Source organism: Saprospiraceae bacterium (genome assembly GCA_016712145.1).
Classification (GTDB): Bacteria; Bacteroidota; Bacteroidia; order Chitinophagales; family Saprospiraceae; genus Vicinibacter.
Map to the genome: position 1 here is coordinate 1655318 of JADJRO010000001.1, position 24397 is coordinate 1679714.

The 24397-nt window shown below is 36.6% G+C and carries 19 protein-coding genes and 1 tRNA gene; 10 read left to right on the forward strand and 10 right to left on the reverse strand.

All coding sequences use genetic code 11. The features are described from left to right. Positions 1-23: 23 nt before the first annotated feature. Both IPK91_07095 and IPK91_07100 read right to left on the reverse strand, forming a co-directional pair. A complete protein-coding gene (locus IPK91_07095) occupies positions 24-845 on the reverse strand; it encodes a MotA/TolQ/ExbB proton channel family protein (protein MBK8297031.1) in 822 nt (273 codons plus the stop codon). 432 nt (positions 846-1277) lie between these two features. Then, a complete protein-coding gene (locus tag IPK91_07100) occupies positions 1278-2171 on the reverse strand; it encodes an OmpA family protein (GenBank protein ID MBK8297032.1) in 894 nt (297 codons plus the stop codon). Positions 2172-2486: 315 nt separating this feature from the next. Here IPK91_07100 and IPK91_07105 point away from each other — a divergent pair, with 315 nt between their 5' ends. Next, positions 2487-2867 (forward strand): DUF2237 domain-containing protein, encoded by a 381-nt coding sequence (locus IPK91_07105; protein MBK8297033.1) that lies wholly within the window; start codon positions 2487-2489, stop codon positions 2865-2867. 254 nt (positions 2868-3121) lie between these two features. Here the strand turns inward: IPK91_07105 and IPK91_07110 are convergent, their stop codons facing one another. Together IPK91_07110 and IPK91_07115 are read right to left on the reverse strand one after the other, a co-directional pair. Continuing rightward, complete coding sequence (locus IPK91_07110) at positions 3122-3796, reverse strand: hypothetical protein (GenBank protein ID MBK8297034.1); 675 nt, start codon at positions 3794-3796, stop codon at positions 3122-3124. Positions 3797-3910: 114 nt separating this feature from the next. Next, entirely contained in the window at positions 3911-5023 is a 1113-nt protein-coding gene (locus tag IPK91_07115; protein MBK8297035.1) for an AI-2E family transporter, read from the reverse strand. A 32-nt stretch (positions 5024-5055) separates the two neighbouring features. On the opposite strand from IPK91_07115, the gene IPK91_07120 reads away from it, so the two are divergent. The 6 genes from IPK91_07120 to IPK91_07145 all read left to right on the forward strand — a co-directional run bounded on the left by IPK91_07120 (position 5056) and on the right by IPK91_07145 (position 10862). Next, positions 5056-5523 (forward strand): hypothetical protein, encoded by a 468-nt coding sequence (locus IPK91_07120; GenBank protein ID MBK8297036.1) that lies wholly within the window; start codon positions 5056-5058, stop codon positions 5521-5523. Positions 5524-5551: 28 nt separating this feature from the next. Further along, the gene (locus IPK91_07125; protein ID MBK8297037.1) at positions 5552-5911 is read left to right on the forward strand and encodes a carboxymuconolactone decarboxylase family protein; all 360 of its coding nucleotides are present in this window, start codon (positions 5552-5554) and stop codon (positions 5909-5911) included. Positions 5912-6928: 1017 nt separating this feature from the next. Then, a tRNA-Leu gene (locus IPK91_07130) sits at positions 6929-7010 on the forward strand. Between the two features lie 344 nt (positions 7011-7354). Further along, positions 7355-8530 carry a hypothetical protein gene (locus IPK91_07135; protein MBK8297038.1) on the forward strand — a complete coding sequence of 392 codons (1176 nt, stop codon included), beginning with the start codon at positions 7355-7357 and terminating at the stop codon, positions 8528-8530. 8 nt (positions 8531-8538) lie between these two features. After that, the gene (gene yidD / locus IPK91_07140; GenBank protein MBK8297039.1) at positions 8539-8784 is read left to right on the forward strand and encodes a membrane protein insertion efficiency factor YidD; all 246 of its coding nucleotides are present in this window, start codon (positions 8539-8541) and stop codon (positions 8782-8784) included. 401 nt (positions 8785-9185) lie between these two features. Further along, positions 9186-10862 carry an Omp28-related outer membrane protein gene (locus IPK91_07145; protein ID MBK8297040.1) on the forward strand — a complete coding sequence of 559 codons (1677 nt, stop codon included), beginning with the start codon at positions 9186-9188 and terminating at the stop codon, positions 10860-10862. Here the strand turns inward: IPK91_07145 and IPK91_07150 are convergent. The 5 genes from IPK91_07150 to IPK91_07170 all read right to left on the reverse strand — a co-directional run bounded on the left by IPK91_07150 (position 10804) and on the right by IPK91_07170 (position 18585). Beyond that, a complete protein-coding gene (locus IPK91_07150; protein ID MBK8297041.1) occupies positions 10804-12321 on the reverse strand; it encodes an amino acid permease in 1518 nt (505 codons plus the stop codon). The two genes, IPK91_07145 and IPK91_07150, sit on opposite strands and share 59 nt — an antisense overlap. A 121-nt stretch (positions 12322-12442) precedes the next feature. Then, the gene (locus tag IPK91_07155) at positions 12443-15193 is read right to left on the reverse strand and encodes a TonB-dependent receptor (protein ID MBK8297042.1); all 2751 of its coding nucleotides are present in this window, start codon (positions 15191-15193) and stop codon (positions 12443-12445) included. A 196-nt stretch (positions 15194-15389) separates the two neighbouring features. Beyond that, entirely contained in the window at positions 15390-17150 is a 1761-nt protein-coding gene (locus IPK91_07160) for a hypothetical protein (GenBank protein MBK8297043.1), read from the reverse strand. Positions 17151-17285: 135 nt separating this feature from the next. After that, the gene (locus IPK91_07165; GenBank protein ID MBK8297044.1) at positions 17286-18260 is read right to left on the reverse strand and encodes an NAD-dependent epimerase/dehydratase family protein; all 975 of its coding nucleotides are present in this window, start codon (positions 18258-18260) and stop codon (positions 17286-17288) included. After that, a complete protein-coding gene (locus IPK91_07170; protein ID MBK8297045.1) occupies positions 18250-18585 on the reverse strand; it encodes a cytochrome c in 336 nt (111 codons plus the stop codon). The genes IPK91_07165 and IPK91_07170 overlap by 11 nt, the downstream gene beginning before the upstream one ends. Before the next feature lie 142 nt (positions 18586-18727). Between IPK91_07170 and IPK91_07175 the strand changes: the two genes are divergently transcribed. The 3 genes from IPK91_07175 to lon all read left to right on the forward strand — a co-directional run bounded on the left by IPK91_07175 (position 18728) and on the right by lon (position 23531). Next, the gene (locus IPK91_07175) at positions 18728-20107 is read left to right on the forward strand and encodes a TolC family protein (protein MBK8297046.1); all 1380 of its coding nucleotides are present in this window, start codon (positions 18728-18730) and stop codon (positions 20105-20107) included. A 164-nt stretch (positions 20108-20271) separates the two neighbouring features. After that, on the forward strand, positions 20272-20895 hold the full coding sequence (gene pdxH / locus IPK91_07180) for a pyridoxamine 5'-phosphate oxidase (GenBank protein MBK8297047.1): 624 nt from the start codon (positions 20272-20274) through the stop codon (positions 20893-20895). A gap of 218 nt (positions 20896-21113) precedes the next feature. Further along, the gene (lon, locus tag IPK91_07185) at positions 21114-23531 is read left to right on the forward strand and encodes an endopeptidase La (protein ID MBK8297048.1); all 2418 of its coding nucleotides are present in this window, start codon (positions 21114-21116) and stop codon (positions 23529-23531) included. A 302-nt stretch (positions 23532-23833) separates the two neighbouring features. On the opposite strand, the gene IPK91_07190 is transcribed toward lon, so the two are convergent. Beyond that, complete coding sequence (locus IPK91_07190; protein ID MBK8297049.1) at positions 23834-24187, reverse strand: four helix bundle protein; 354 nt, start codon at positions 24185-24187, stop codon at positions 23834-23836. Between the last annotated feature and the right edge of the window lie 210 nt (positions 24188-24397).

Below are 24397 nucleotides of genomic sequence, written 5' to 3' on the forward strand. Positions count from 1 at the left end.
ATGGTATGCTAGTGGTTTATAGATTAATGCTTGGAAGCAAATGTTTGAGCAATTGTAAAACCCGCTTCATCAATACCATAAGTCAATCCATCAATCCTTGTTGTGAAATAATTGTATGATATGATGGCAAGTGCAGAGGTAGAGATACCTAAAGCCGTATTGATCAAAGCCTCAGAAATACCCGTTGATAAGGCTACTGCATCCGGAGCTCCTGCGGTTGCAATGGCAGAGAATGCTCGGATCATTCCAAATACAGTACCTAATAATCCGAAAAGGGTTGCCACTGAAGAAATCGTAGCAAGAATTACCAGGTTTTTTTCCAACATGGGTAATTCCAAAGAAGTCGATTCTTCAATTTCTTTTTGGATAGCCAATACTTTATGATCTTTATCAAGATCTGTAGCTTTTGTCATCTCTTTGTACTTTGTCAAACCTTCACGGATCACATTGGCAACAGAACCTTTTTGTTTGTCACACTCAGCAATGGCCTGATCGATTTGATTTCCATCTAAGAGTTGTTTGATTTTGCGAACAAACCCCTGAATCGAACCTTTTCCTGATGCAGCACCAATGGTCAACATCCGTTCGATAATTACAGCAATAACAATCATAAAAAGACCCATAAGGATTGGAACCAGAATTCCTCCTTTGTACATCATCCCTAAATAATCACCGGGATGGGGATGTCCATTTGGATCGCCCCCTTCAAAGTGAGCTGGACTTCCAAGAATAAACATGTAAACTAATACACCTACAACGATTGCCACAGGGATAACAATGGCTGCAAATAACGAACTGAATTTACTACTGGATGCTTCTGCACCCTTTGTGTTTGGATTACTCATAACCGACTGGAATTAACAGTTTTGAATGAATTAAAAAATTTTATTCTAAAATGATAGAAGAAAAAACAGCCAAACCAAACAAATGCAAAGTTTTAGCATAGCGGTATTTCCTCTTGTTTGCGTAATGATAAAACGATTTCGTTGAAAAAATGTGCTTGCAGGAAATGGAAATTTAAAAAAAAATATATTAATTATATTTATAATACATAATGCGCTATTATTTGATCTTATATACATTATAAATAAAACAGACATTTTAATGTTACCAAAATATAATCTTGAGAACGTATTGAATCCTTCCAATTTTTCAGGTTTTAATGGGTTTCCATCCTGTTTAGCTGGCAAAATAAAATTTCGAGTCAATAAAAATGCAAAATGCCACGTACAAAAGGAATGTACATGGCATTTTAGCTATTAATTTTTTATCAGGGCTTAGCTCTGAGGGGCGATCAATTTAAAGAATTGATCTAATTGTGGTACCAGAATTATTTCGGTCCGACGGTTTGCTTTTCTTCCTTCTGCATTGTCATTGGCTGCTTTTGGATCATATTCTGAGCGACCTCCTGCAGTCATGCGACTTGGGCTCACTTTGTATTTCTTTTCCAACATACGAACCACTGCAGTTGCTCTTTTTGTACTCAGGTCCCAGTTGTCTGCTACACAGTCATTAGACATCGGTACATTGTCCGTATGGCCTTCAACCATAATGTTCAGGTCTTTATGATCATTTAAGACTTTAGCAATTTTTTCAAGAACCATTCCTGCTTTTTCATTGATACTTGCACTCGCTGTTTTAAATAACATTTTATCAGAAAGCGAAATAAACACAACGCCTTTCTTAACTTCGATATTTACGTCCTCAGAATTAATACCTGAAAGCGATCTTTTCAGGTTAAGGATCAATGCCATATTGAGGGAATCTTTACGAGCCATCGCATTGTTAAGATCCTTGATGTAGCGATCTTTTTCATTCAAGGCATCCAAGGATTTCTTAATACTTTCTGCACCTGCTTTACTTACAATGGATAAATCTGATAAACGATCCAATAAATTGTTATTGGTTTTTTTCAGCATTTCCATTTGCTCTTCAAGCGATTTAATTTTGCTTGATTTGGATTTGGATTCAGCATCCAAGGTAGCTACCTGACTTTTGCAATCAGAAGCTATTTTAGCTTTCTCAGTTTCACAGTTTGCAAGGTTGTCATTGCATTTTTGCAAACTCATTTTAGCATTTTCCATTTCAGACTGAAGATCTTTGTATTTTTTACTTGATACACAAGAAGCTAAGAACAAAACAGAAAAAGCAAGCGTTACAATCTTATTCATTTTGGTATATTGTTTAAATATTTTAAAATTTGCCACAAAAGTACAATTTTGACACGTTTTATTGATAAAATATATGTTAATGATGTGGAGAAGAGGAAATAGGTTGAAAGGGCTGTTGGACTATTAGACTGATAGACTATAAGGCTGATAGACTATAAGACAGATAGACTATAAGACTATTAGATTATAGTGGACAAATTTTGACTTCTGATTACTACTTGCTGACAACTGATTTTAGATAGACTACAGATTCAACTCTACAAACTGAGCCGCTGTGTTAATATAAATAATTGATATTCAGTTAAATATAGATTGATGAACTTAAAATTAAATGTGTTTGGAAAGCCTTTAGTGCCTTGCAGTATGGATCCTTTAACCGGGTTTTACCGCGATGGCTGTTGTACAACTGGGGCTGATGATCTTGGAATGCATACGGTATGCATCCGCGCTACAACTGAATTTCTTGAATTCTCAAAACTCAGAGGCAATGATTTATCTACCCCAAGACCAGAATATCAGTTTGCCGGAGTTAAGCCCGGTGATCAATGGTGTTTATGTGCCTTGAGATGGAAAGAGGCCTGGGAAGCCGGTGCTGCTCCTGAACTTATTTTGGAATCTACGAATCAAGATGTTTTAAAATACATTCCGTTTGAAGTATTGTTGGAATTTAAAGTTGAAACCAACAGTTTGTCGTAAAAAAACACTGCCCCGTATTTCTGAATGGACCCGTTGGACGTAGCTGCAAGCCAGGCCTAGCTTTGGATATTAAATTGAAATGTTGCATTATTAAAATATCGCTAGATTGGAACATCGCAGCATTGAAACATTGTAGCATTTTCTTCTTCCCGTTTGACGTAGCTGCAAGCTACGCCTAGCTTTTGATATTCAATTGAAACATCTTATGATTGGAACATTGCAGGATTGAAAAATTGGAACATTGATTCCAATTTTCATTCTTCCGAATCTTTGGAATTCCAAAAATACTTGTTCATAATACCAGATGCCCAGTCTTTTGCACCCAGTCCAAATGCAATGGCAAAGGCCAATCCAATGGAGCCAAAAAATATACTCACCACATTGGTGATGATGGTTTCACCAATTCCAATTTGGGTTAGGGCTATTGCCAGTGTAAAAAAACCAATGCAGTAGAAAACCAATTTGCCAATCAATTCAGGGTTTTCAAAACTGCTTTCTTCCAATGATCCTACTACCAGGCTGGAAACAAATTCTGCAAGATAAAAGCCAAGTATAATAAGAACACATGCGATTAAGACATTGGGGATAAAAAACAAAAACTGATTGAGTAAATCGGATACAACTTCTAAACCCAGGAGATTAAAAAATTTGACCATCACAATCAAAATGATCATCCAGAAAAAGATAGAAGAAGCGAGTCCGGAAAAACCCCGTTTAATGCCTCTTTTTTCAAGGAACCGATGTACACCGGATTTTTGAGCCAATCGATCGATTCCCAATGCATGACTTAATTTATAAACCAGCCATTGGATAATTTTTGCCAATATCCATCCGATAATTAAAATAATTAAAGCATTTACTATCGATGGAATCATGCTGCTTAAACTTTGCAGATACCCTTCAAATGCGTGTTGAATATCGGAATACATAGTATTTATTTGTTAATGCTGATGAAACAAATATATTTCAAAATTAATCCTCTTCTGTTGTCAATTCCTTGGTTCTTAAATCTTCTGTAATTTTACGAATCACTTTAAATTCACTTAAAAGGTTTTAGCCAATACTCTGAAAATCGTATATGCTGGAATTGCTACAACCATTCCAATAATTCCACCCACTCTGGCGCCAATCATAATGACAATAAATATTTCCAAAGGATGTGCTTGTACGCGTTTCGAAAAAATATATGGCTGGATTATAAAATCATCCAGAAGTTTAATAACGATGAAAACCATCAACACTTTTGATAACAAAGGAAGCGTTTGTGAATAAAAATTCATTTCCAGATTAGAGGAAATTGTAAGTAAGCAAGCAAAAGCTGCACCGATCACCGGACCTAAATAAGGAATGATATTCATAACGACATAAAAAAATGAAATCAATAAGGCATTTTTGATTCCGAAAAAACTTAAAAATCCTGTTGAAAGGAGCATAAGAATGGTCATTTGAAGGACAATCCCTCCAAAATAACGGGTTAATAAAATACTTACATCATCAATGACATTCCGAATTTTTCGCTCTTGTCCGGTAGGGACAAATGACTCCACGATTTCTGTAAATAATCCACGTTCTTTCAAGAAAAAAAAGCTGATAAACAAAATTGAAAACAAGCCAATAAATATGGATCCTGCTTTACTGAGTAAGGTCCCAAAAAAATCACTGATGTGGCTGGGATCAAAATAAGATCCAATAAACGATTTAACCTGGTCTCCCGCACTGGGTCCAGGCTCCAAACCCATTGAACGCAACCAGTAATTCAGTTTGTTGATGGGTTCTTGCAAAGCCAAAGAAATCTCATTAAAATCAACTTTAGATAAAACGACTGCCTGTTGAATTACCAAAGGCACAAAGAGCCAAAGCAAAACCCCTAAAATACTAAACATACTGATTAAGGTTAACAAAGCAGCTAATGATTTTCCAAAAGGAAAACGCAACAAATGGAGGCGGACCAATAGGAAACCCATAATGGGTTGACCAATCATACTGAGTACCCAACTAATAAGAATATAACTTACGACTTCACTGAAATAACTCAGTACAAATAATAAAAAGATCAAGATACCGATCCCGATGATGTACCGGTAGTATTTTTGCCACATGGAGTAAAGATACAATTCAATGAGGAAGCTGTGGCTTACATTTACACGCTTTTCCACGGATTGATCTAAAATTCTATTAAAAACAAATCATGAACGTTCTTCGTAATATTTGGACAATCGAACTCATTTGGTGGATATCAGCAGCGCTGTTGGCAGGACTTATTCTGTTTCCAATCCATTTTTACAAAATTGAATTTGAATTTTATACGGTCAACTTTTTTTATATTTTGGGATTGATCTTATTTGTCCGATGGATCTTTCTTTGGAAATATACCCCATATGCCTGGTGGATCCCTTTTAAGTTGGTCGTACTCTTCTTAATGATACCGGTCGTATTTTGGGGCATTACCTCGTTCTATGGATTCAAAGGGTATCTGGATGAAGTTGGAATTCAGGAATTTGTTTCACATCTCAATGAAGCCGATCAATCCAGCTTGTCTGTTTATATTCGAACTGAAATGATCTTTTTCGCCAGCGCCTTTATTTTTTCCGGATGTTGTATTCCCTTAAAAATGATTGCAAGTATTTGGAAACAATACAATCGAAACACAGTTTAATCTTAGCAAATTCAAAATAAATAAAACCATGTCACTTGTAAAGGAATTTAATGACTACAGATCTCGGATGAACGATGTAATCTTATCGCACGATCACCTTCCTTTAAAACGATTTTTTTCTTTGGATCATCAAATGTATCAGGAGTCAGCCCTTCCTGTGAAAACCAAAGAATTGCTGGGACTAGTTGCCTCCATGGTACTTCGCTGCGATGATTGCATCAAATATCATTTACAAAAATGTTTTGAAAATGAAGTGAGTATAGAAGAGATTTATGACGTATTTGCAATCGCCAATATGGTTGGTGGTTCGATCTGTATTCCACACACGCGAAGGGCGGCTGAGTATTGGGAAGAATTGATTGGGAATCGGGAGGAGGATAAAGGATAAAGGATAAAGGATAAAGGCTAGAGGATAAAGGCTAGAGGCTAGAGGCTAAAGGCTAGAGGCTAGAGGCTAGAGGATAAAGGATAAAGGCTAGAGGCTAGAGGCTAGAGGCTAAAGGATAAAGGCTAGAGGCTAGAGGCTAAAGGATAAAGGCTAGAGGCTAGAGGCTAGAGGCTAGAGGCTAGAGGCTAGAGGCTAGAGGCTAAAGGATAAAGGCTAGAGGCTAGAGGCTAGAGGCTAGAGGCTAGAGGCTAGAGGATAAAGGCTAGAGGCTAAAGGCTAGAGGCTAGAGGCTAGAGGCTAGAGGTGAGAATAGTTGATGGTTGGTAGGTGTTAGGTGACAGTTGAATGCTTTAAGTTTAATTATTAATTATTAATTGTCCTTTTTGCGGCTCTGCGGCTCCGCGAGAAATTAATTAGTTGTTAGGGGATCGTAACGAGTGGGGTGAAGCTGATCATAGACCAAAGACTATAGCCTATCGCTAAAAAAAAAGCCCAAATTTGCAAGGCGCAAATTCAGGCTCTTTCGACTAAGGTCTCAAAATAAGAAAACTACGTTCTTTATCTAAAATTAAATAGATGTCTGGTTGAATTGGATAAACCAATTTGAATTAAAACTTATAAAATGGAGCGATAGGGTATCTGATCGTTATAGATATACTGTCGCTGGGATTTGACGTAAAAATAAATTCTAGCATTCAAATATCCAAATAATCAACGAAAAATATTATAAAAAAGTTTATATATAATATTATTAATTATAAAGACATTAAGCTGTTTGGAGATTTAATACATATTAAACACTGCAAATAAATGAATTATATATTACATAATATAATAATATTAAATATTTATTAAAAATTATTGATTTGTATATTAGGCTTGATAATTAGGGCATTAAAACATGAAGGTTTACGCTTTTGGAATTAAACTGAACCTAAAATCCGTTCAACAAATTATCCTTGACTGCGACCAAGAGTAGAAAAAACAAACATTCCCGTTTTATCTTTGCCCCATTCTGCCCGGGTGGTGAAATTGGTAGACACGTACGTTTGAGGGGCGTATGCCGAAAGGTGTGCAGATTCGACTTCTGTTCCGGGCACTTGTGAAGATTTAAGAGAGGAAGTCTATAGGCTGTAAACTGTAGGTGGATTAAATGGTTCAATGCTACAATCCTGCAATAGTACAATTCTACAATGGTTCAATACTGCAATGGTACAATGCTATAATTTTAAAATTGTAATAATAAACCATTGGAACATTGGAACATTTGAACATTGGAACATTGGAACATTGAACTATTGAAACATTTTCAAATTCCTTAACACTTCCGTTAAAACTCTATTAAATCCTTTTAACTCATTAAGCGTTTTATACCAATTTAAATCCTATAATTAAATACAATTTGTTTGTAGTCTTACATTCTTAATTATAAATTCAAATGAAATGAAAAATCTATGTTACTATTTGCTTTCCTTGTTGGTTTTAGCTTCGTGTGCTAATGTAGATAAAATGATTGACAAGGGTCAATATGATCAGGCTATTGATAAATTGGTACACAAACTTGCCGGAAAGAAAAATAAAAAGAAAGATGAAGTCATTGCATTGGAATATGCTTTTAAAAAAGCACAGGACCGTGATTTGAGGACAGAAAAAACATTGCGTGATGAAAACATTCCAGAAAACTGGACCCGAGTTTATTCCATCCACAATCAAATTACTTCCAGGCAAAATAAAATTGAAGGATTATTGCCTTTGGAAACAAATGATGGATATCAAGCCACTTTTAATTTTGTAAATATTGATGAACTTAAAAAAGAATCCAAGCGCAATACTGCTGATTTTTATTATCAATCCGCACTCAGTCTAATTGATGAATCTAGAAGAAGTGGTGATAAGAACGCTGCACGGGAAGCTTATAATTACCTCTATAAAATAGATGGTTTATTTAGTCAATACAAAGAAAAAGAACAGTTAAAAAAAGATGCTCTCAATTTAAGCATGGAAAATTATCTGGTTAAAATAAATAATCAAACCAACCAGATAATACCTGCAGATGTTGAAGCTGAATTATTAAAATGGAGTGTGGGTGGATTGAATGCTAACTTTAAACATGTTGATGTTAGAGCAAATCCAGCATTAAACTACGATCATTACATCCTACTCAATTTAACTCAAATGGAATTTAGTCCTGAACGTGAAAAAACAAGGATATATGATGATGTAAATGAAATCACTAAAGAAGAAGTGGTGAAAGATAGAAATGATAAACCAAGAAGAGATTCTCTGGGTAAAGAAATTAAAGAAAAAGTTGTAAGCCGTTATGTTGCAACCATCGAAGAAATTAGTCAACTCAAATCCGTCTTGGTTGGAGGTCGATTGGAATTTATTAATGTACGATCTTCCGATATTGAATATACTAAAAGCTTGCAAGTAGAAGGCGTGTTTGAAAACAAAATGGCCAGATTAATTAAAGGGGATCGGAGCTACGTAACCGATGAATGTGAACGCATATTAAAAGGCCGCTTAGTAGCTTTTCCAAGCAACGAAACGCTGTTATTGGATGCTGTTGAGAAACTTAAAAGTCAGGTAAAAAACATCATAAAAGATAAAGTAAAATAATTCAATTTATAATTCACTTGAAGGTGCTCAAATACTTGATTATAATCCCCGTTAAAGCGTATCAATACCTACTTTCTCCCCTATTAGGAAAAAATTGTCGTTTCGAACCTTCTTGTTCTACCTATATGATTCAGGCAGTTGAAGAGTGGGGAATTTTTAAAGGTTTTTGGTTAGGACTTCGGCGCATCAGTCGTTGTCATCCTTGGGGCAAAAGTGGAGCAGATCCGGTACCTAAGAAGAAGGCTAGAGGCTAGAGGCTAGAGGCTAGAGGGAGGAGGCTAGAGGCTAGAGGCTAGAGGCTAGAGGCTAGAGGGAGGAGTGGAGAGGTGGATAAGATGAGAAGAGGAGTCTGAAATTGAGCGTTTCAGCTTAACAGCTTTATAGCTTCTTGGCTGGCTTTTGTTACAGAAGCAATATTTTTAAAAAATCCCCGGCAGCAACAATAACCAACCTTTGTCCTTTGACAGATTTATAAGACAACTACCGGGGAGGCTCTTTCGGATACTTCCGTTCAGATGCAAACAGACAATGTTTTATTTGGTTTTAGAAATTATGCTAATATTTATCAAGGCAGGGAATTTTTACGTTAAAAATGACTAAGGCCCCTCCAAAATCTGACTACATCCATTACCTTTAAGTCCTTATTTAAAAAATTATGAAATCCTTCAACCTAAGCATTCTATTCTTTTGTCTTTGGACTGCTTCCCTTTTGGGGCAATCCCAACGTAAAGTGTTGATTGAACATTTTACTCAGGCTTCCTGTGGACCTTGTGCTGCAATCAATCCACAATTACAACCCATTCTGGAACGCAACAAAACTAAAATTACAAAAATCACGCATCAGGTAAGCTGGCCAGGCGTAGACCCTATGAACAAAGACAATCCTGGAGAAGTACAGGACCGGGTAAATTATTATGGTGTTACAGGAGTTCCTGATATTTTTCTCGATGCCTACAGCTCAGGAAATCCAACTGCCACCATCACAGATGCCAGCATACAAAATGAATATTTAAAACCTTCGCCTTATGAAATCAGCATCAGCAATACCGTATTGCCTGACTACAACTCAATTGAAGTTGAAGTGACGGTTAAACTGACCGGTGCAAGCACTACTAAACCGGTATTGCGCATTGCCGTTTTGGAAAAAATTATAAGTTGGACCAGTCCGCCAGGCACCAATGGAGAAAAGAATTTCTACCATGTAATGAAAAAATACCTGCCAAGTTCAAAAGGAATTTCGATTTCAGATATCAATCAACCTGGTCAAACGAAAACATTTAAGTACGTTTATAAATTTGACAAGTTATACAATTTTAAAAATCTGGAGACGGCTGCATTTATTCAGGATCATGCCACTAAAGAAATTCATCAATCTGAAAACAAAGAAGTGCTATTTACCCCTACCGCAGGTTTGGATGTTGCGATTAAACAAGCAAACCCAACTGGTAACTTTACAGATACAGTAATTTGTGGAAATCAAACTGCCCCGATTGTAAAAATTATTAATACCGGAAATCTACCCGTGACTTCGCTTGATTTTAGTTATCGTGTAAATGGCGGCAGCCCTTCTACTTATCAGTGGACTGGTAAACTGGATTTCTTAAAAGAAGTTGATATCGTGTTGCCTGCAATCAATTATACTGCATACAAAGGTCAGAATACCATGCAAATTGAAGTGCAACAAGTAAATGGAGGCAGTGATATCAATACCATCAACAATGCTGCACTCTTAACGTTTCAGGCAGCACCTTCCACCACTTTAAATTCGACTTTTGAAATGAAGCCAGGTGCCCAACCTGCCTTATTAAGCTTTACCATTAAAGACGATCAGGGCAAATTGATTTTGTCTGATGGTCCGTTTCCTGACAACATAGCCAGAACCTACTTTCTGAATCTTGATAAAGACCGCTGTTATACCGTACAAACCATCAACTCTACCAGCAGTTTAAATGGTACGTATAAAATTTTTGATGAACAAATAAACTTGATTATTCAACAAAGAGTATTAGGTGTTGGCACGGCAGAACGTGATTTTGGGACGTATACCGTTACTGTTTCAAATCAGGATGTCTCCAACTCGACTCGTTTAAAACTATTTCCAAATCCTGTCAGTGACTTTAGTACTCTTGAATACAACAGCAATCAATCAGGAACTGCTCAATTATTAATATTGGATGTTAACGGAAATCAGCTTGATGATCAATCAATTTATATAACTAGTGGATTGAATCAAATTCCATTGAACTTAAAAAATCTAAACAGTGGGGTTTATTTTATTCAACTGAATCAAAATAATCAATTGATCGGTACCAGCCGGTTGATTCGTTTTTAATAAATAAATCAACACATAATAAAATCGCCAGGATTGAGCTTAATCGTGGCGATTTTTTTGCCCGTTTCGAAATAAAATATAAAGGAATTCCTGCTAAAATTAACAACAGGCCTACAATGCATTTGAGTACCGGTTGTGAACCGTTCATGTAATTTATATAATCATTGTAAATGGTGGTGTACAAATAAAATCCAGTAAACACTACAAACAAACCTGACAAATACGGAAACCATGGCACTTTATAAGGTCGTTCAAGTTGTGGGTTTTTGTACCGTAACATTATAACACCGGATGCACTCAATCCATAAAAAATCCAACTTACAAAAATCAAGATGTCAGTCAATTGATCAAATGAACCGGACAATACAAATAAACATGCCCAGACTGAATTGACAATAATGGCCTTAAAAGGAGTTTGGTATTTTGGATGAATCGTACCAATGCCGGATATAAATCGATGATCGATAGCAAAGGAATAGGTCACCCGAGAACAAGCAAAGACATTTCCATTTACAGCGCCCAATACTGAAATGATGACTATAAAACTAATTAACAATCCACCGGTGCTGCCAAATACATATTCCATAGCGGTTGCAGCTACAAACTCTGATTGCTGGATTTCATTGAACGGAAGTACATAAAACAATACGGTATTAAATAATAAATAAATTCCAGTACAAACCAGCAATCCAAAAAGCAAACTTTTGGCTATGGATTTATTTGGATCTTTAATTTCTCCTGCAACAAAACTGAGATTATTCCAACCATCAAAACACCAAAATGCACCTGCCAATGCTGCTATAAATCCTGACCATCCTAAACTGCTATCAAGAAGTGGTGTTTGTGGTCTTGAAATAAAATTATTTTGCGAGAACAAAAACAAAAATAGGATTGCACAAAATATACTACCAAGTTTTAATCCGGTCAAAAAACGTTGTATCCAACTGCTTTGCTGTGTACTGTAACAATTAAAAATGGTAAAAAAAATGATCACTCCGATCGTGAGGATTTTCCTACCAAACATTTCCAAAATATAAAACGTACCGACACCCGGCAAATGAAAAGAATACATTTGCTCGATGTTTGTTGGAAACCGAAATAATGGAATTAAATAATCCAGATAATAAGCAGCTACATATGCAATGGACGCAATGCCGGCTGTATTAAAAACAACTATTGAGGCCCAACCGTATAAGAATGCAACAAAATCACCGAACATCTTTTTAAAAAATACGTATTGTCCGCCCGTCTCCGGATACAAGCAAGCAACTTCTGCATTGGTCAATGCACCGATAAGTGTAATAGTTCCTGCAAACAACCAAAGAACCAAAATCCCATAAATAGAAGGAAATTGGATGGCCATGCTGGCCGGCTTCAAAAAAATACCGGATCCTATGACGGCTCCAATGACAATGGCTAAGAGTGTTGAATAGCTAAGTTGGCGAGAGAGTTGTGGCATGGGATGATTCAATCGGAAAAAGCATTCCTTTCCCATTCCCATCTCTTCCCAAACCAAGGGTTTAAACCCTTGGTTTGGGAAGAGATGGGAATGCAGAAAGATTGCTCAAGAAAATCTTTACTTAGAAATTAAATCCTAAGCGTGCAAACAATTTACGACCATTGCCGCCCATTTGGACTGCATCCCAGGGACCGCCGGTTTCATTGTTGTAAGCCCATCCTGCAGCACTCGGTACATAACCCAAGTCTGGATGTTCGTTCCAAATATTATCAACACCGAGATATAAGGTAAGTCCGTCAATAATTTTAGCTGATGCAAATACATCTTGAACCCATTTTGGTTTGTATAAATACAAATCAGCGACCCGTACATTTTCATCCGCATCTGTTGGAACTTCGGGCAACAAACTTGCGAAATCACCGTAACCGTATAAATTAACCTGGCCAAAATAATTTACACGGGTACCGATGGTCCAACGTTTCCAATTATAATCCAGGCTCATTCCAAATTTTGTTTTTGGAGCAGATGCCAATAAAAAGTTTTGTTCACGGATACTATAAAAATATTCAATATTAGAGGGTGAAGTACTTAATGCTTTTGGCACATTAATTTTATCAATTTCCATACGCTGCACATTTCCAGTAAACAAATAGCGTAAGCTACCCATGCCACATTTATGATTGCAATCCAGCACCACATCAATGCCGGAATTTGTGGTGTTGACCGCGTTGGCAAAAAACTGTGCATAACTGACTTTCAAGTCTTGTAAAGTTTGTCGCAATTCAGCACTCAAGCTGGCATCATCCGCACTAAATTGTCCGGATAAAACAACGCGGTCTTTAACAAGGACGCGATACGCATCGACTGAAAATGTAATGTTGTTATTTGGGCGAATGCTGACACCCACATTATAATTTGTTGAAACCTCTTCTTTCAATTCGGGGATACCGGCTGCTTTTGTAATCGGACTCGAATTGGGTGCAATTTTTACTTCTGAAATCAATCCACCTTGCACTGTGGTAAAGGTGGAACTAAAATTAATTTGCTGTAAGGAAGGTGCACGGAAACCCGTACTGACAGAGCCGCGCAATGTGGTCATATTATCAACTTTATAGCGAGCAGCCAATTTGTAATTGTCGGTAAAACCAAAGTCAGAATAATTTTCCAGTCTTACAGCGCCTGCTACTAAAAAGGATTTTGTAACATCCAATTCGAGATCGGTATAGAAACCAAAGGTTGATCTGGTTTCATCGGCTTCATCACCCGGTTGATAACCAGGAAAGCCTTGAGAACCGCTGGGCTTATCAACATTATAATTTGCATAAGAGGCCTCTTCACCCGCCGTCAATTGATAATTTTCTGAACGGAATTCAGCACCCAAGCCTAGATGCAATCCACTTAAAATGGATGGAAATTCTTTTCCAATATCCAAGTTGCCGATAGCTTGTGAAAAACTAAATCCACCATCATCAAAATGCGTTTTACTTGCCCCTAAACCTGCATTAAATGTTTGATCCCCGAAAAAATGAAAATCATTTTTTCCATAACTTCCACTAAGATCCCAATCCCAACCTGATCTTAGTTGACCTTTTAAACCGGCTACACCAGATAGGTCTTTAATTTCCGTTTGAATGTGTGGATTGTAATAAAAACTACTGCCATCTGCAGTGGCTTTAATGATTCCAGGAACGGGTATTAAGTTTCCCTGATCATCTGTTGGAAAACGTTCTGGATTGTCATCAAAGCGACGGGTAAATGCGAAGGCATCTGACTTTTTAAAATTGTATCCACCAAATGCATACACATTCAATTTATTATCATCCATTAATGGCAATTCTAAATTGGCCATACCGCCATATGCATCTACAGAACCATCGCCATGTGTTCTACGATAGATGTTGAATGGAAGGATTTGGTCGGGATCCTGTCTATAGGTTTTATCAATCTGCGCAAAATCAGCTCCAATATTTAAAAAACCTCCTTTACTACCTAGAGAAATCCCATAGTTGGCACCTACATTAAAAGTGGCTCCATCCATTTTTTTATCATATTCCTGATAGCCCTGATCTTTAGATAAAATCGTATTGTATTTATTGTCATAATACGCAGCGTACCCTGCGCTTCCAGTCAACTTTCCGGGATTCTTTTTCAAAATAATATTCATAACGCCTGCGATGGCATCTGACCCATATTGAGCAGAAGCACCATCGCGTAATATTTCAATGCGGTCAATGGAAGATTGAGGAATTGCATTTAAATCCGTTCCAGAATTACCACGACCCCGGGTACCAAATACTGAAACAAAAGCAGTTTGATGTCTGCGTTTTCCATTGATTAAGACCAGGGTTTGATCCGGTCCCATTCCGCGGAGTGTACCTAAATCAATATGATCAGCACCATCTGATCCCGATTGTTTGGCGTAGTTAAAAGATGGAGCTGCAAAATTGAGCATGGATGTTACATCCATCTTTGCGGTTGGAAATTGCATTTGACTTACCTGCAATACATCAACCGGCACGGGGGTTTCGGTTTGGATGCGATTGGCTCTGCGGGTACCGACGACAACCACTTGTTCTAAAGCCGTCATCGAAGGCTCCATATTAATAATCAGATTTGGATTGCTAAAATCAGAAATAGTGACTGGATTATAACCCACCAAACTAATTTGCAATTGCTGGCCTTCATTCATTTTAATACTGAATCGACCATTTGCATCTGATACGGTGCCCGTGGTAGTACCCACCACATACACACTGGCGCCAATGAGTGGACTCCCAGTGGCATCTTGCACTGTACCATTTACGATGCGTTGGGCTTCAAGCTGTAATAAATACATCAGGCTAAAAAATATAAACAACACTGTTCTTTTCATAATTTGGTTTTTAATTTGAATAAGTGAAATTAAACATATTTTTTAATATCTAAAATTCTTTGATAAAACTAAAAAGGCCGTCAGCAATAATGCCAACAGCCTTTCTTTATTCTATCAATTTTACGAATTATTTCATGACTTCAAATGATATTGACTTTTGTCCTTTGTCTGAAATCACTTGGAAATAATAAATACCTCAAACGAAATTATTCAAATTAACACGCTCTAAATATTGATCTGAGCTTATTTTATTCTCTCCTGTATAAATAACTTTGCCAAAATTGTTATATATCTTATAACTTAATTTTGAAGTAGATTCCTGCAATTTTATTTGTGCTTGTAAAAATTCCTGCGCTGGATTGGGTGAAATAGTAATTTGAGCGTTTATTTCTTCCAAATTTTTAGAACTAACAACAAAACAATTACCGGAAAAAACTAAAGAAGCAGCTAAGGCACCTTCGAAATTTGTAAAAGAAAATGCATTGTCTACATCAGGGACGCCGGTATTGGGATCATAACTTGAAATACCAAGATAAGGAATATCTGTTATTGTTAACTGTCCGGCAGCATTTAATAAGCCATTATTCCAAGTATAATCCATTCCTTCGTCAAAACCAAAAAATGGAACTTGATCTGTACCTGAATATCTAATCCCCACAAAAACATTAATATTATCATCAGGAATAGTGTAACCGGCCTCACTGGTATTAAAATCCTCCAATGGTACTCTAGCTATTGCTGAAGTTCTTGTATCACCGGCGTCAAAGGTATAGGTTCCTAAAGCAAGGAAGCTTAACTCATCATTTGAAGCATCACCATCTGCATTTAAGTCCTGCCATCCATATAAATTTGCTTCTGGAGTTAGGCCAGCTAATGTTGCAGGAGCAACTGATGCCAAACTGAATAGAATGGAATCAATTTTGCATCCTTTACCATAAGGAATTTTAAAACCTGTCATATATTCAGCATTGGTCCCATCACCACGACGATAATTATTCGTAATAAATGGGTTTCTTCCATCAGCAGCTAGTCTGGATTTTGATAAAATATTATTAGATAAATAAAATTCTGATGTAGCAGAATTATCTCCAATTGAAATTTGTTCTGAACTATCAGAACTGATCACATAGGAAATGATCCCTTTCCCAGTTGAATTAGCATGTCCTAATAAGTCCTGAGAATCCAGAATAATATCATAGGCTGAATCTATTTCAACAAAAATGCCATCAGCAGAAGTTTTATTATAAAACTCATTAGTTGAACTTCCAGTAGGTGTAAAGTTGATTTTTGCATTTACTTTTGCATTAGAAATTAAATTGTTCCCAACATTTTTAACTGTTGAGCCCGGAATTAATTGATAATCACCTGTTTTCTTAATCCACGAAAATGGATAGGTTCCAAAGGAAGCATGGCTAATACCTGGTCTATTATTAGTAGAAAGATCATTAGAAAATCTAATATTACCAATTGAAATATTAACTGATTCATTAGCAAGAGCAGCTTTAATTTTTAAACCATCTTCATAAGATAACATTACGACTGGTATGGTAACAGATCCACCAAAAGTGCCACCAGCCATACCTGCTACACCTGCACCAGGTGCATTGTTAAAAATAATACAGGCAATCGCTCCATAATCTTGAACATTGAGTGCTTTAAAACTAAAATTACAGGTTCCCCGGTCAACTAATGCAATTTTACCGGCCAATGCTGCCTTGTTTACAATGGTATCGCAACCTTGTGTTGGGATTGTTGCGCTGTTTGTTTGAACTAATACTGCATCAGCAGTCCAAACATTAGATAATAAATCAGCACCCCATTGGCTTGCTGTACCTTGTTGGGTGTTTCCAAATTGATAAATGCCATACAAAGATGAAGGTGAATTAACCACAACTTTTTGGCTATTAACGTTGTAGAAAAAAAGTAAAAAAAATAAAAGGTGTAAAGCTTTCTTCATATAATAGTTTTTTGATTGAACTATAAATTTACAATTGATTAACGAATGCAGGAAGATCGCAATCATATTTTATTATATAATATATATATTATATTGAATTTCTATAATTTGTGTATAAAAATTAAATTAAAAAGCTTAATTTAAATTAGAATCTAAAGTTGATTTCTTGCCAAGTTTGTAAATCAAATCTTCGATTGGTTGGTATTCCGGTTGTAGAATCGTTCGGCTGAACTGGTCCACGTAACGTAAGCTGCTGAAACTAGTCCGAATGGTTTCCTGATTTATCAATGATTTTTTGTTTACCACTCGTGCTGCAATCCCGTCGATAAAAGACAAGAGGTGTGCAGTAAATTTATTCGCTTTTTTACTAATGGGTGCTTGACCCAAAGATTTTGCAATGGTGTTTAAAAATTTCTGGTAAGTCCAGCTTTCTGCATTGAGTAAAAATTGTTTGTTCCATAGATTTTCATTGAGGACTTTCAATACAATGTTTGCAATGTCATCAGCTGCGATCAAACCCACATTTCCGGGAGGATAAAAGGAAAGACCGGCCTTAACTTTTTGAAAAATCTGCATGGAAGATTGATCCCAGGATGCATCCCCTAGAATTAAACTTGGATTGAGGATGCATACGTTTAATCCTTCTGCTGCCCCGCGCCAAACTTCCAATTCTGCTAGGTATTTAGTTTCTGCATAATAGCTTCTGAAAACGGGTTGTCCAACAGCCTGGTCAGATACCAACAATTCATCTGCGGAGCGAACCATGGTCGCTGCGGAGCTTATAAAAATAAAATTCTTGATACCATAAAATAGCGCCGCATTGATCAATGAGCGGGTGCCTTCAACATTGACCTGATACAATTGCTTGCGATCCTTTGAATTATAGGATATCATTGCAGCACTGTGGATGATGGTATCAACGCCTTCCAATGCGAAATCATAAGAAACCGGATCCAATAAATCTCCAATAATTCCCTGCGTAGGTGAGGTCGTTCCCCGTTGCTTTCTGGTAAGTAGTTTAACAGAATAACTGGAAGCTAGCAATTGGTTTAGAATCTCCTTACCTAACAAGCCACTGGCACCTGTCAAAAATATTGACTTATTGTCCATTCGCCGGAGTTTGATTTAGACTCTGTGTGAACTTTGCCAGTGCCCGAATTTCAGATTCTTCTAAAATGGTTTTAAAACCAGTCATCACATTTCGACCCTCAGAAATTATTAAAATCCGCTCTTCCAGGCTTAATATTGAATACCGGAGGTCTTTGGCTCCATTGGTTTTCAAGGATCCATCAAGACCATGGCAATTGACACAATAGCGACGAAACAAGCTTGATCCGTCAGGCACAGAACGTTGATCGCTTTTGGAAGCAGATTCCTGGCATCCAAATAGCCAAACACCTGTCAAAATAGCCCAACTGACTAAAAAAATCCTCATTTTCAGCTGTTTTTGTAAACATCAGGGCGTAAAATTAGTTTTAATTCCATGGCTTTTTATAAAAGTCACTATCCGTACGTTAATCAGAATTTAATAAAGTCTGATTCAAACGGTTTCTAATCATCTTTGTAAAATTTTCTGAATGAAGCATTTTCTAATTCTGGCAGTTTTTGTGTTTTCGATATTAAATCAGGCAACTGCACAAAAAAGTTTTAGTCTCAAAGAAGCCATTGAGTATGCAAAAATCAATAATCAACATTTAAACATTCAAAAATTAAATATTAAGGATGTTGAAGGACAGCTAAAAGAATATTATGCGATTGGTTTGCCCAAACTATCCGGATCCGTTTCCTATAATTACTTTTTAAAATTGCCCACCAGTATATTCCCTAATTTTATTAGTCCGGCAATCTATGATGTGTTATTTGATGAAAATCTTTTACCTCGACGGGATATTGATGCCGGACCCGGCGTACCTGTGCAATTTGGAACTAAAAACAATCTGACTGCAGGTTTGGAATTTTCTACTCTCTTGTTTGATGGTTCCTTTTTTGTTGGATTAAAAGCACAACGATTGTATAAAGACCTGATCGTAAAACAAATCAACCAAACGGAGTCTGAAGTTAAATATCATGTAACCAAAGCGTATTTGGGAGCATTGGCTATTCAGGAAAATTTAAAAATACTGACTAAAAATATTTCCAATTTACAAAAAGTAAATTCAGATCTGAATGAATTTTATAAATCCGGTTTGATTGAAAAATTAGATGTTGATCGTACCGAATTGTCCCTTCAAAATCTGAATACGGAAAAAGAAAAATTGCAGCGATTGGCAAACATCACTATTAACGTATTGAAGTTTCAGATAAATTTTCCATATGAACAAGAGCTTACACTCAGTGAAACCCTTAATGACCTGTTGAATACTTCCTATCTGGAAATTATGGATCCGTCCATCCAATTGAATTACAATGCTCGACCAGAATACCCAGTCATTTTACAAGGATTGCAATTGGCAGAAATAAATATCAAACGTTACAAAACGGCTTACCTGCCTTCCTTGTATGGATTTGCAAGTATTCAAGAAAGTTTACAACGCAATAAATTGTTTGATTCAAAAGACAATGATTGGTTTCCAACAAGTTTAGTAGGACTGAATTTAAGCGTTCCGATTTTTGATGGCTTTGATAAAAAAGGTAAAATCATCCGTGCGAAAATGTTGTTGGATAAAACGAAATTACAACAAAAAGAATTTGAAAGCGGAGCACAATTGGAATTTGAAAATGCTAGAATTCAATACTTAAATGCCAGTGTAACCATTGAATCCAGAAAGAAAACGGTAACACTTGCGGAAAGTATTTACAATTCTTCCAAAATAAAATTTAAAGAAGGGGTTGGTTCCAGTTTAGAATTAAGTAATGCTGAACGGGATCTCTACCAGGCTCAAGCTAATTTACTGGATGCACAAATTAATTTGATCCAGGCGAAAGTAGATTTGGATAAGAGCATGGGAAGGATATAGTCAATTACGAATTACAAATTACGAATTACGAATGGAGGAATCAATTACGAATTGGGAATTGGGATTCGATTAAAAATGTAGTATAAAAAATAATTTTTTATACTACATTTATTAAATCATTTGTAATTTGTAATTCGTAATTCGTAATTCGTAATTTATTTAACATGGATCCTTTACGCAAAGAATACAAACATTCGACATTAGAATTTAATCAGTTGTTATTGGATCCGGTGGATCAGTTTGCCAGTTGGTTTGAAGAAGTTTTAAAAAACCAGTTGCCGGATGGGAATGCGATGATCTTATCAACAGTATCTGATCGAGGACGTCCTTCCTCTCGGGTTGTTTTACTTAAAAATGTAGAAAACGGTCATTTTTACTTTTTTACCAATTATAACAGTCGAAAAGGAAAGCAACTAGCTCAAAATCCCAATGCCTGTTTATTGTTTTTTTGGAAAGAGTTTGAACGTCAGGTTCGTATCGAAGGCATGATTGAAAAAATCAGTTCGGAGGAATCTGAAATTTACTTTAAGTCGCGTCCATTTTTTAGTCAGATTGGAGCCATTGTATCTCCTCAAAGTCAATTGATCCAACACCGGGATGAATTGGAAATGGCGATTAAATTTTTTGAAGAAAATCCAGATAAAGTGCAACGTCCCGAACATTGGGGCGGGTATAAATTAATCCCTGATTATTTTGAATTTTGGCAAGGCAGAGAAAATCGTTTGCACGATCGATTTCAATACAGCCTTGAGGGTGGACTTTGGACGATTGCATGTTTGGCACCTTGAAATCAATTACGAATTACAAATTACGGATTACAAATTTAAAGCTATTAAAAACTGAAATTTTCAATTCGTAATTTGTAAATCGTAATTGAATCTTGTCATTTTGTCTTAAATAATTGGCCTTTTTGTCATTTAATTCGGCCTTAACTCGTATGGCACGGCTGTTGACTATAAAATTAAACTGCCTTTCGAGTTTAATAAATAACAACGAATTATACATTATGAATTTTAATAATATAATATTTGATTCAAAACTGCAAGAAGATGAAGAGTTACTTCCCTTTGTTGCAGTTGCGGAAGATGAAGAACCGGTACGAGAAGATAAATATGGCGATGTCTTGCCGGTAATGCCCTTAAAAAATACGGTCTTGTTTCCTGGAGTGATCATTCCGATCACAGTAGGAAGAGATAAATCCATTCGTGCATTGGCAAAATCCCAAGAAACTGATAAATACATAGCTGTATTAACCCAACTCGATCATCGGACAGAAGATCCTGGATTTAAGGACTTATATCAAACAGGAACGGTTGCGCGCATTGTGAAACTGCTTAAAATGCCGGATGGTGGACAAACTGTTATTCTTCAGGGTCGGAAACGCATTCAGATTAGCGAATGGACCAAAGAAGAACCCTACCTGGAAGCGCGCATTGCAAAAAAAGAACATACCGCTAGTTCGAAAGATCTGGAATATCAAGCGATGATCAGTTCGATTCAGGAAAAATCTCGTAAAATTATCGAACTATCTCCACAGATACCCAATGAAGCGCAACTGCTTTTAAAGAATATCAACAACGATCGGTTTTTATTGCATTTTATTTCTTCCAATCTCAACATTCCAATCGAACAAAAACAAGAGTTGTTGGAAATGGATGACTTACATAAAAAAGCTGAAACCTTGATGGTTTACTTAAATAATGAAATGCAATTGTTGGAAGTCAAAGACCAGATTGAATCCAAAGTACGCACAGATTTAGAAAAGCAACAACGGGATTATTATTTAAATCAACAATTAAAAACAATTCAAGAAGAGCTTGGTCAAGATCCACAAGAACAAGACATAGAAGAATTAAACAGAAAGGCATCTGAAAAAAAATGGACTAAACAAGTCAGAGATCATTATGACAAAGAAGTTGCAAAATTAAAACGGATGAATCCCCAGGTTGCCGAATATTCGGTGCAAATGAATTATTTGGATTTATTGGTTGACCTTCCCTGGGATGATTACACTACTGATAATTATGATTTAAAAAAGAGCAAGGAAATCTTAGATGCCGATCATAAAGGATTGGAAAAAGTTAAACAACGGGTCATCGAACATTTAGCAGTTCTAAAATTAAAAGGAGATATGAAATCTCCGATTTTGTGTCTGGTTGGTCCACCGGGAGTTGGTAAAACTTCTTTGGGAAAATCAATTGCAAAAGCTTTGGATCGAAAATTCATTCGCATGTCATTAGGTGGTTTGCACGATGAATCTGAAATTCGAGGACATCGAAAAACATATATCGGTGCCATGCCGGGTCGAATCATTCAATCCATTCGGAAAGCAGGTTCGGCAAATCCTGTTTTTATTTTAGATGAAATTGATAAGGTTGGAAAAGATTTTAGAGGAGACCCATCTTCTGCTTTATTGGAAGTGTTGGATCCCGAACAAAATTCCAGTTTCCATGATAACTATCTGGACTTAGAATTTGACTTGTCAAAAGTATTGTTTATTGCAACGGCTAATTCATTGAGTACTATCCAACCCGCTTTAATGGATCGCATGGAAATTATAGAACTTCAGGGCTATAGTACCGAAGAAAAAATAGAAATTGCTAAAGATCATTTGATTCCACAACAATTGAGCGATCATGGACTCAAAGCAAATCAGGTTAAATTAAGTGATGAGGTGTTGGAACGCGTTATACAGGAATACACCCGGGAATCCGGTGTGCGTGGACTCAACAGGCAATTGGCATCCTTGATGCGCAAAGCTGCAAGTACCATTGCGATGGATAAAAAGAAAAATGTTACGATTAAAAAAGAAGGGCTGAAAGAAATCCTCGGCATACCTCGATTCAGTAACGATAATTATCAAGAGAATCTGCCATCCGGTGTGGCAATTGGACTGGCATGGACCCGTGTTGGAGGTGATATCTTATATATCGAAACGAGTATCTCAAAGGGTAAAGGTAAAATGGTGCTGACTGGAAATCTCGGTGATGTAATGAAAGAATCTGCCAGCACTGCGCTGAGTTTTATTAAAGCGCATGCAGAAGAATTGCAAATTGAAACTGACTTTTTTGAAAATTATGATTTTCATATCCACGTTCCGGAAGGTGCGATTCCTAAAGATGGCCCTTCAGCTGGTATCACCATGTTGAGTTCAATTTGTTCTGCAATTAAAAAGAAACCGATCAAATCTTTTTTAGCAATGACCGGAGAAATTACTTTGCGTGGAAAGGTATTACCAGTTGGTGGAATCAAGGAAAAAGTATTGGCTGCAAAACGAGCTGGTATTAAAACCATCATATTGTGTGCTGAAAACAAAGCAAATATAGAAGAGGTAAATCCTCAACATCTGCAAGGTTTAGATTTTGTTTATGTTAAAGATATGAATGAAGTGTTGCAGCATACTTTGAATATTGGAATGTTTTAGTCGGAAAAGGTCTGGAGGTCTGAACGACTGAACGACTGAACGACTGAACGACTGGAGGTCTGGACGACTGGACGGCTGGACGACTGGAGGTCTGGACGACTGGACGACTAGAGGACTGGAGGATGGACTGTACGATTGGAGGTCTGGACGACTGAACGACTGGAGGTCTGGACGACTGGAGGTCTGGACGGCTGGACGGCTGAAAGGTGGACCTAAATGATTTATGTTTTTTCGGGGGCCTGTAAAACTGAAAAATTCTATTTATCCCTTACATTCCATAAAATTTGGCCATGTGCCTGGAACTAACATTTCATACTCCTAACCAGAGCAAATAAAACATGTTCAACTCTTTGAAACTTTTCATCACATGATTGAAAATCTTTAAGTTCAAGGTAATTAAGTCTAGATGCAAGATTCATTTGATATCTAGATTCTTTTAATGAAGCGAAGGCTATTTCAAGAAATCTATAATATTCTTTTTGGCTATTTCTGTAGTTTCCTTCGACAATATTTGATGGCACAGAAATAATAGCCCGTCTTATTTGAGAAGTCAAGCCATATAGTTCAAACTTTGGAAACTGGCTGGTCAGTCTATAAACTTCCAATACTAAATCATCGGACAAATTAAATGCATCAAGTTTTGTGTAATCTCTCATAGTATTAATTATTAGGTGTTAAATATTCAAATTTAATAAATCCTTTGAATTTACTTATATTCAAAATTTTGACTACTATTTTGTATTCACTTTGAAACCTACTTTCATATAGTTTTTTAACACTTAAGATCTTTATCTGTCCAGATTTCCAGACCCCCAGTCCTTCAGACCTTCAGTCGTCAATTTAAAAAAAAGAGCCTGCTCCAATAA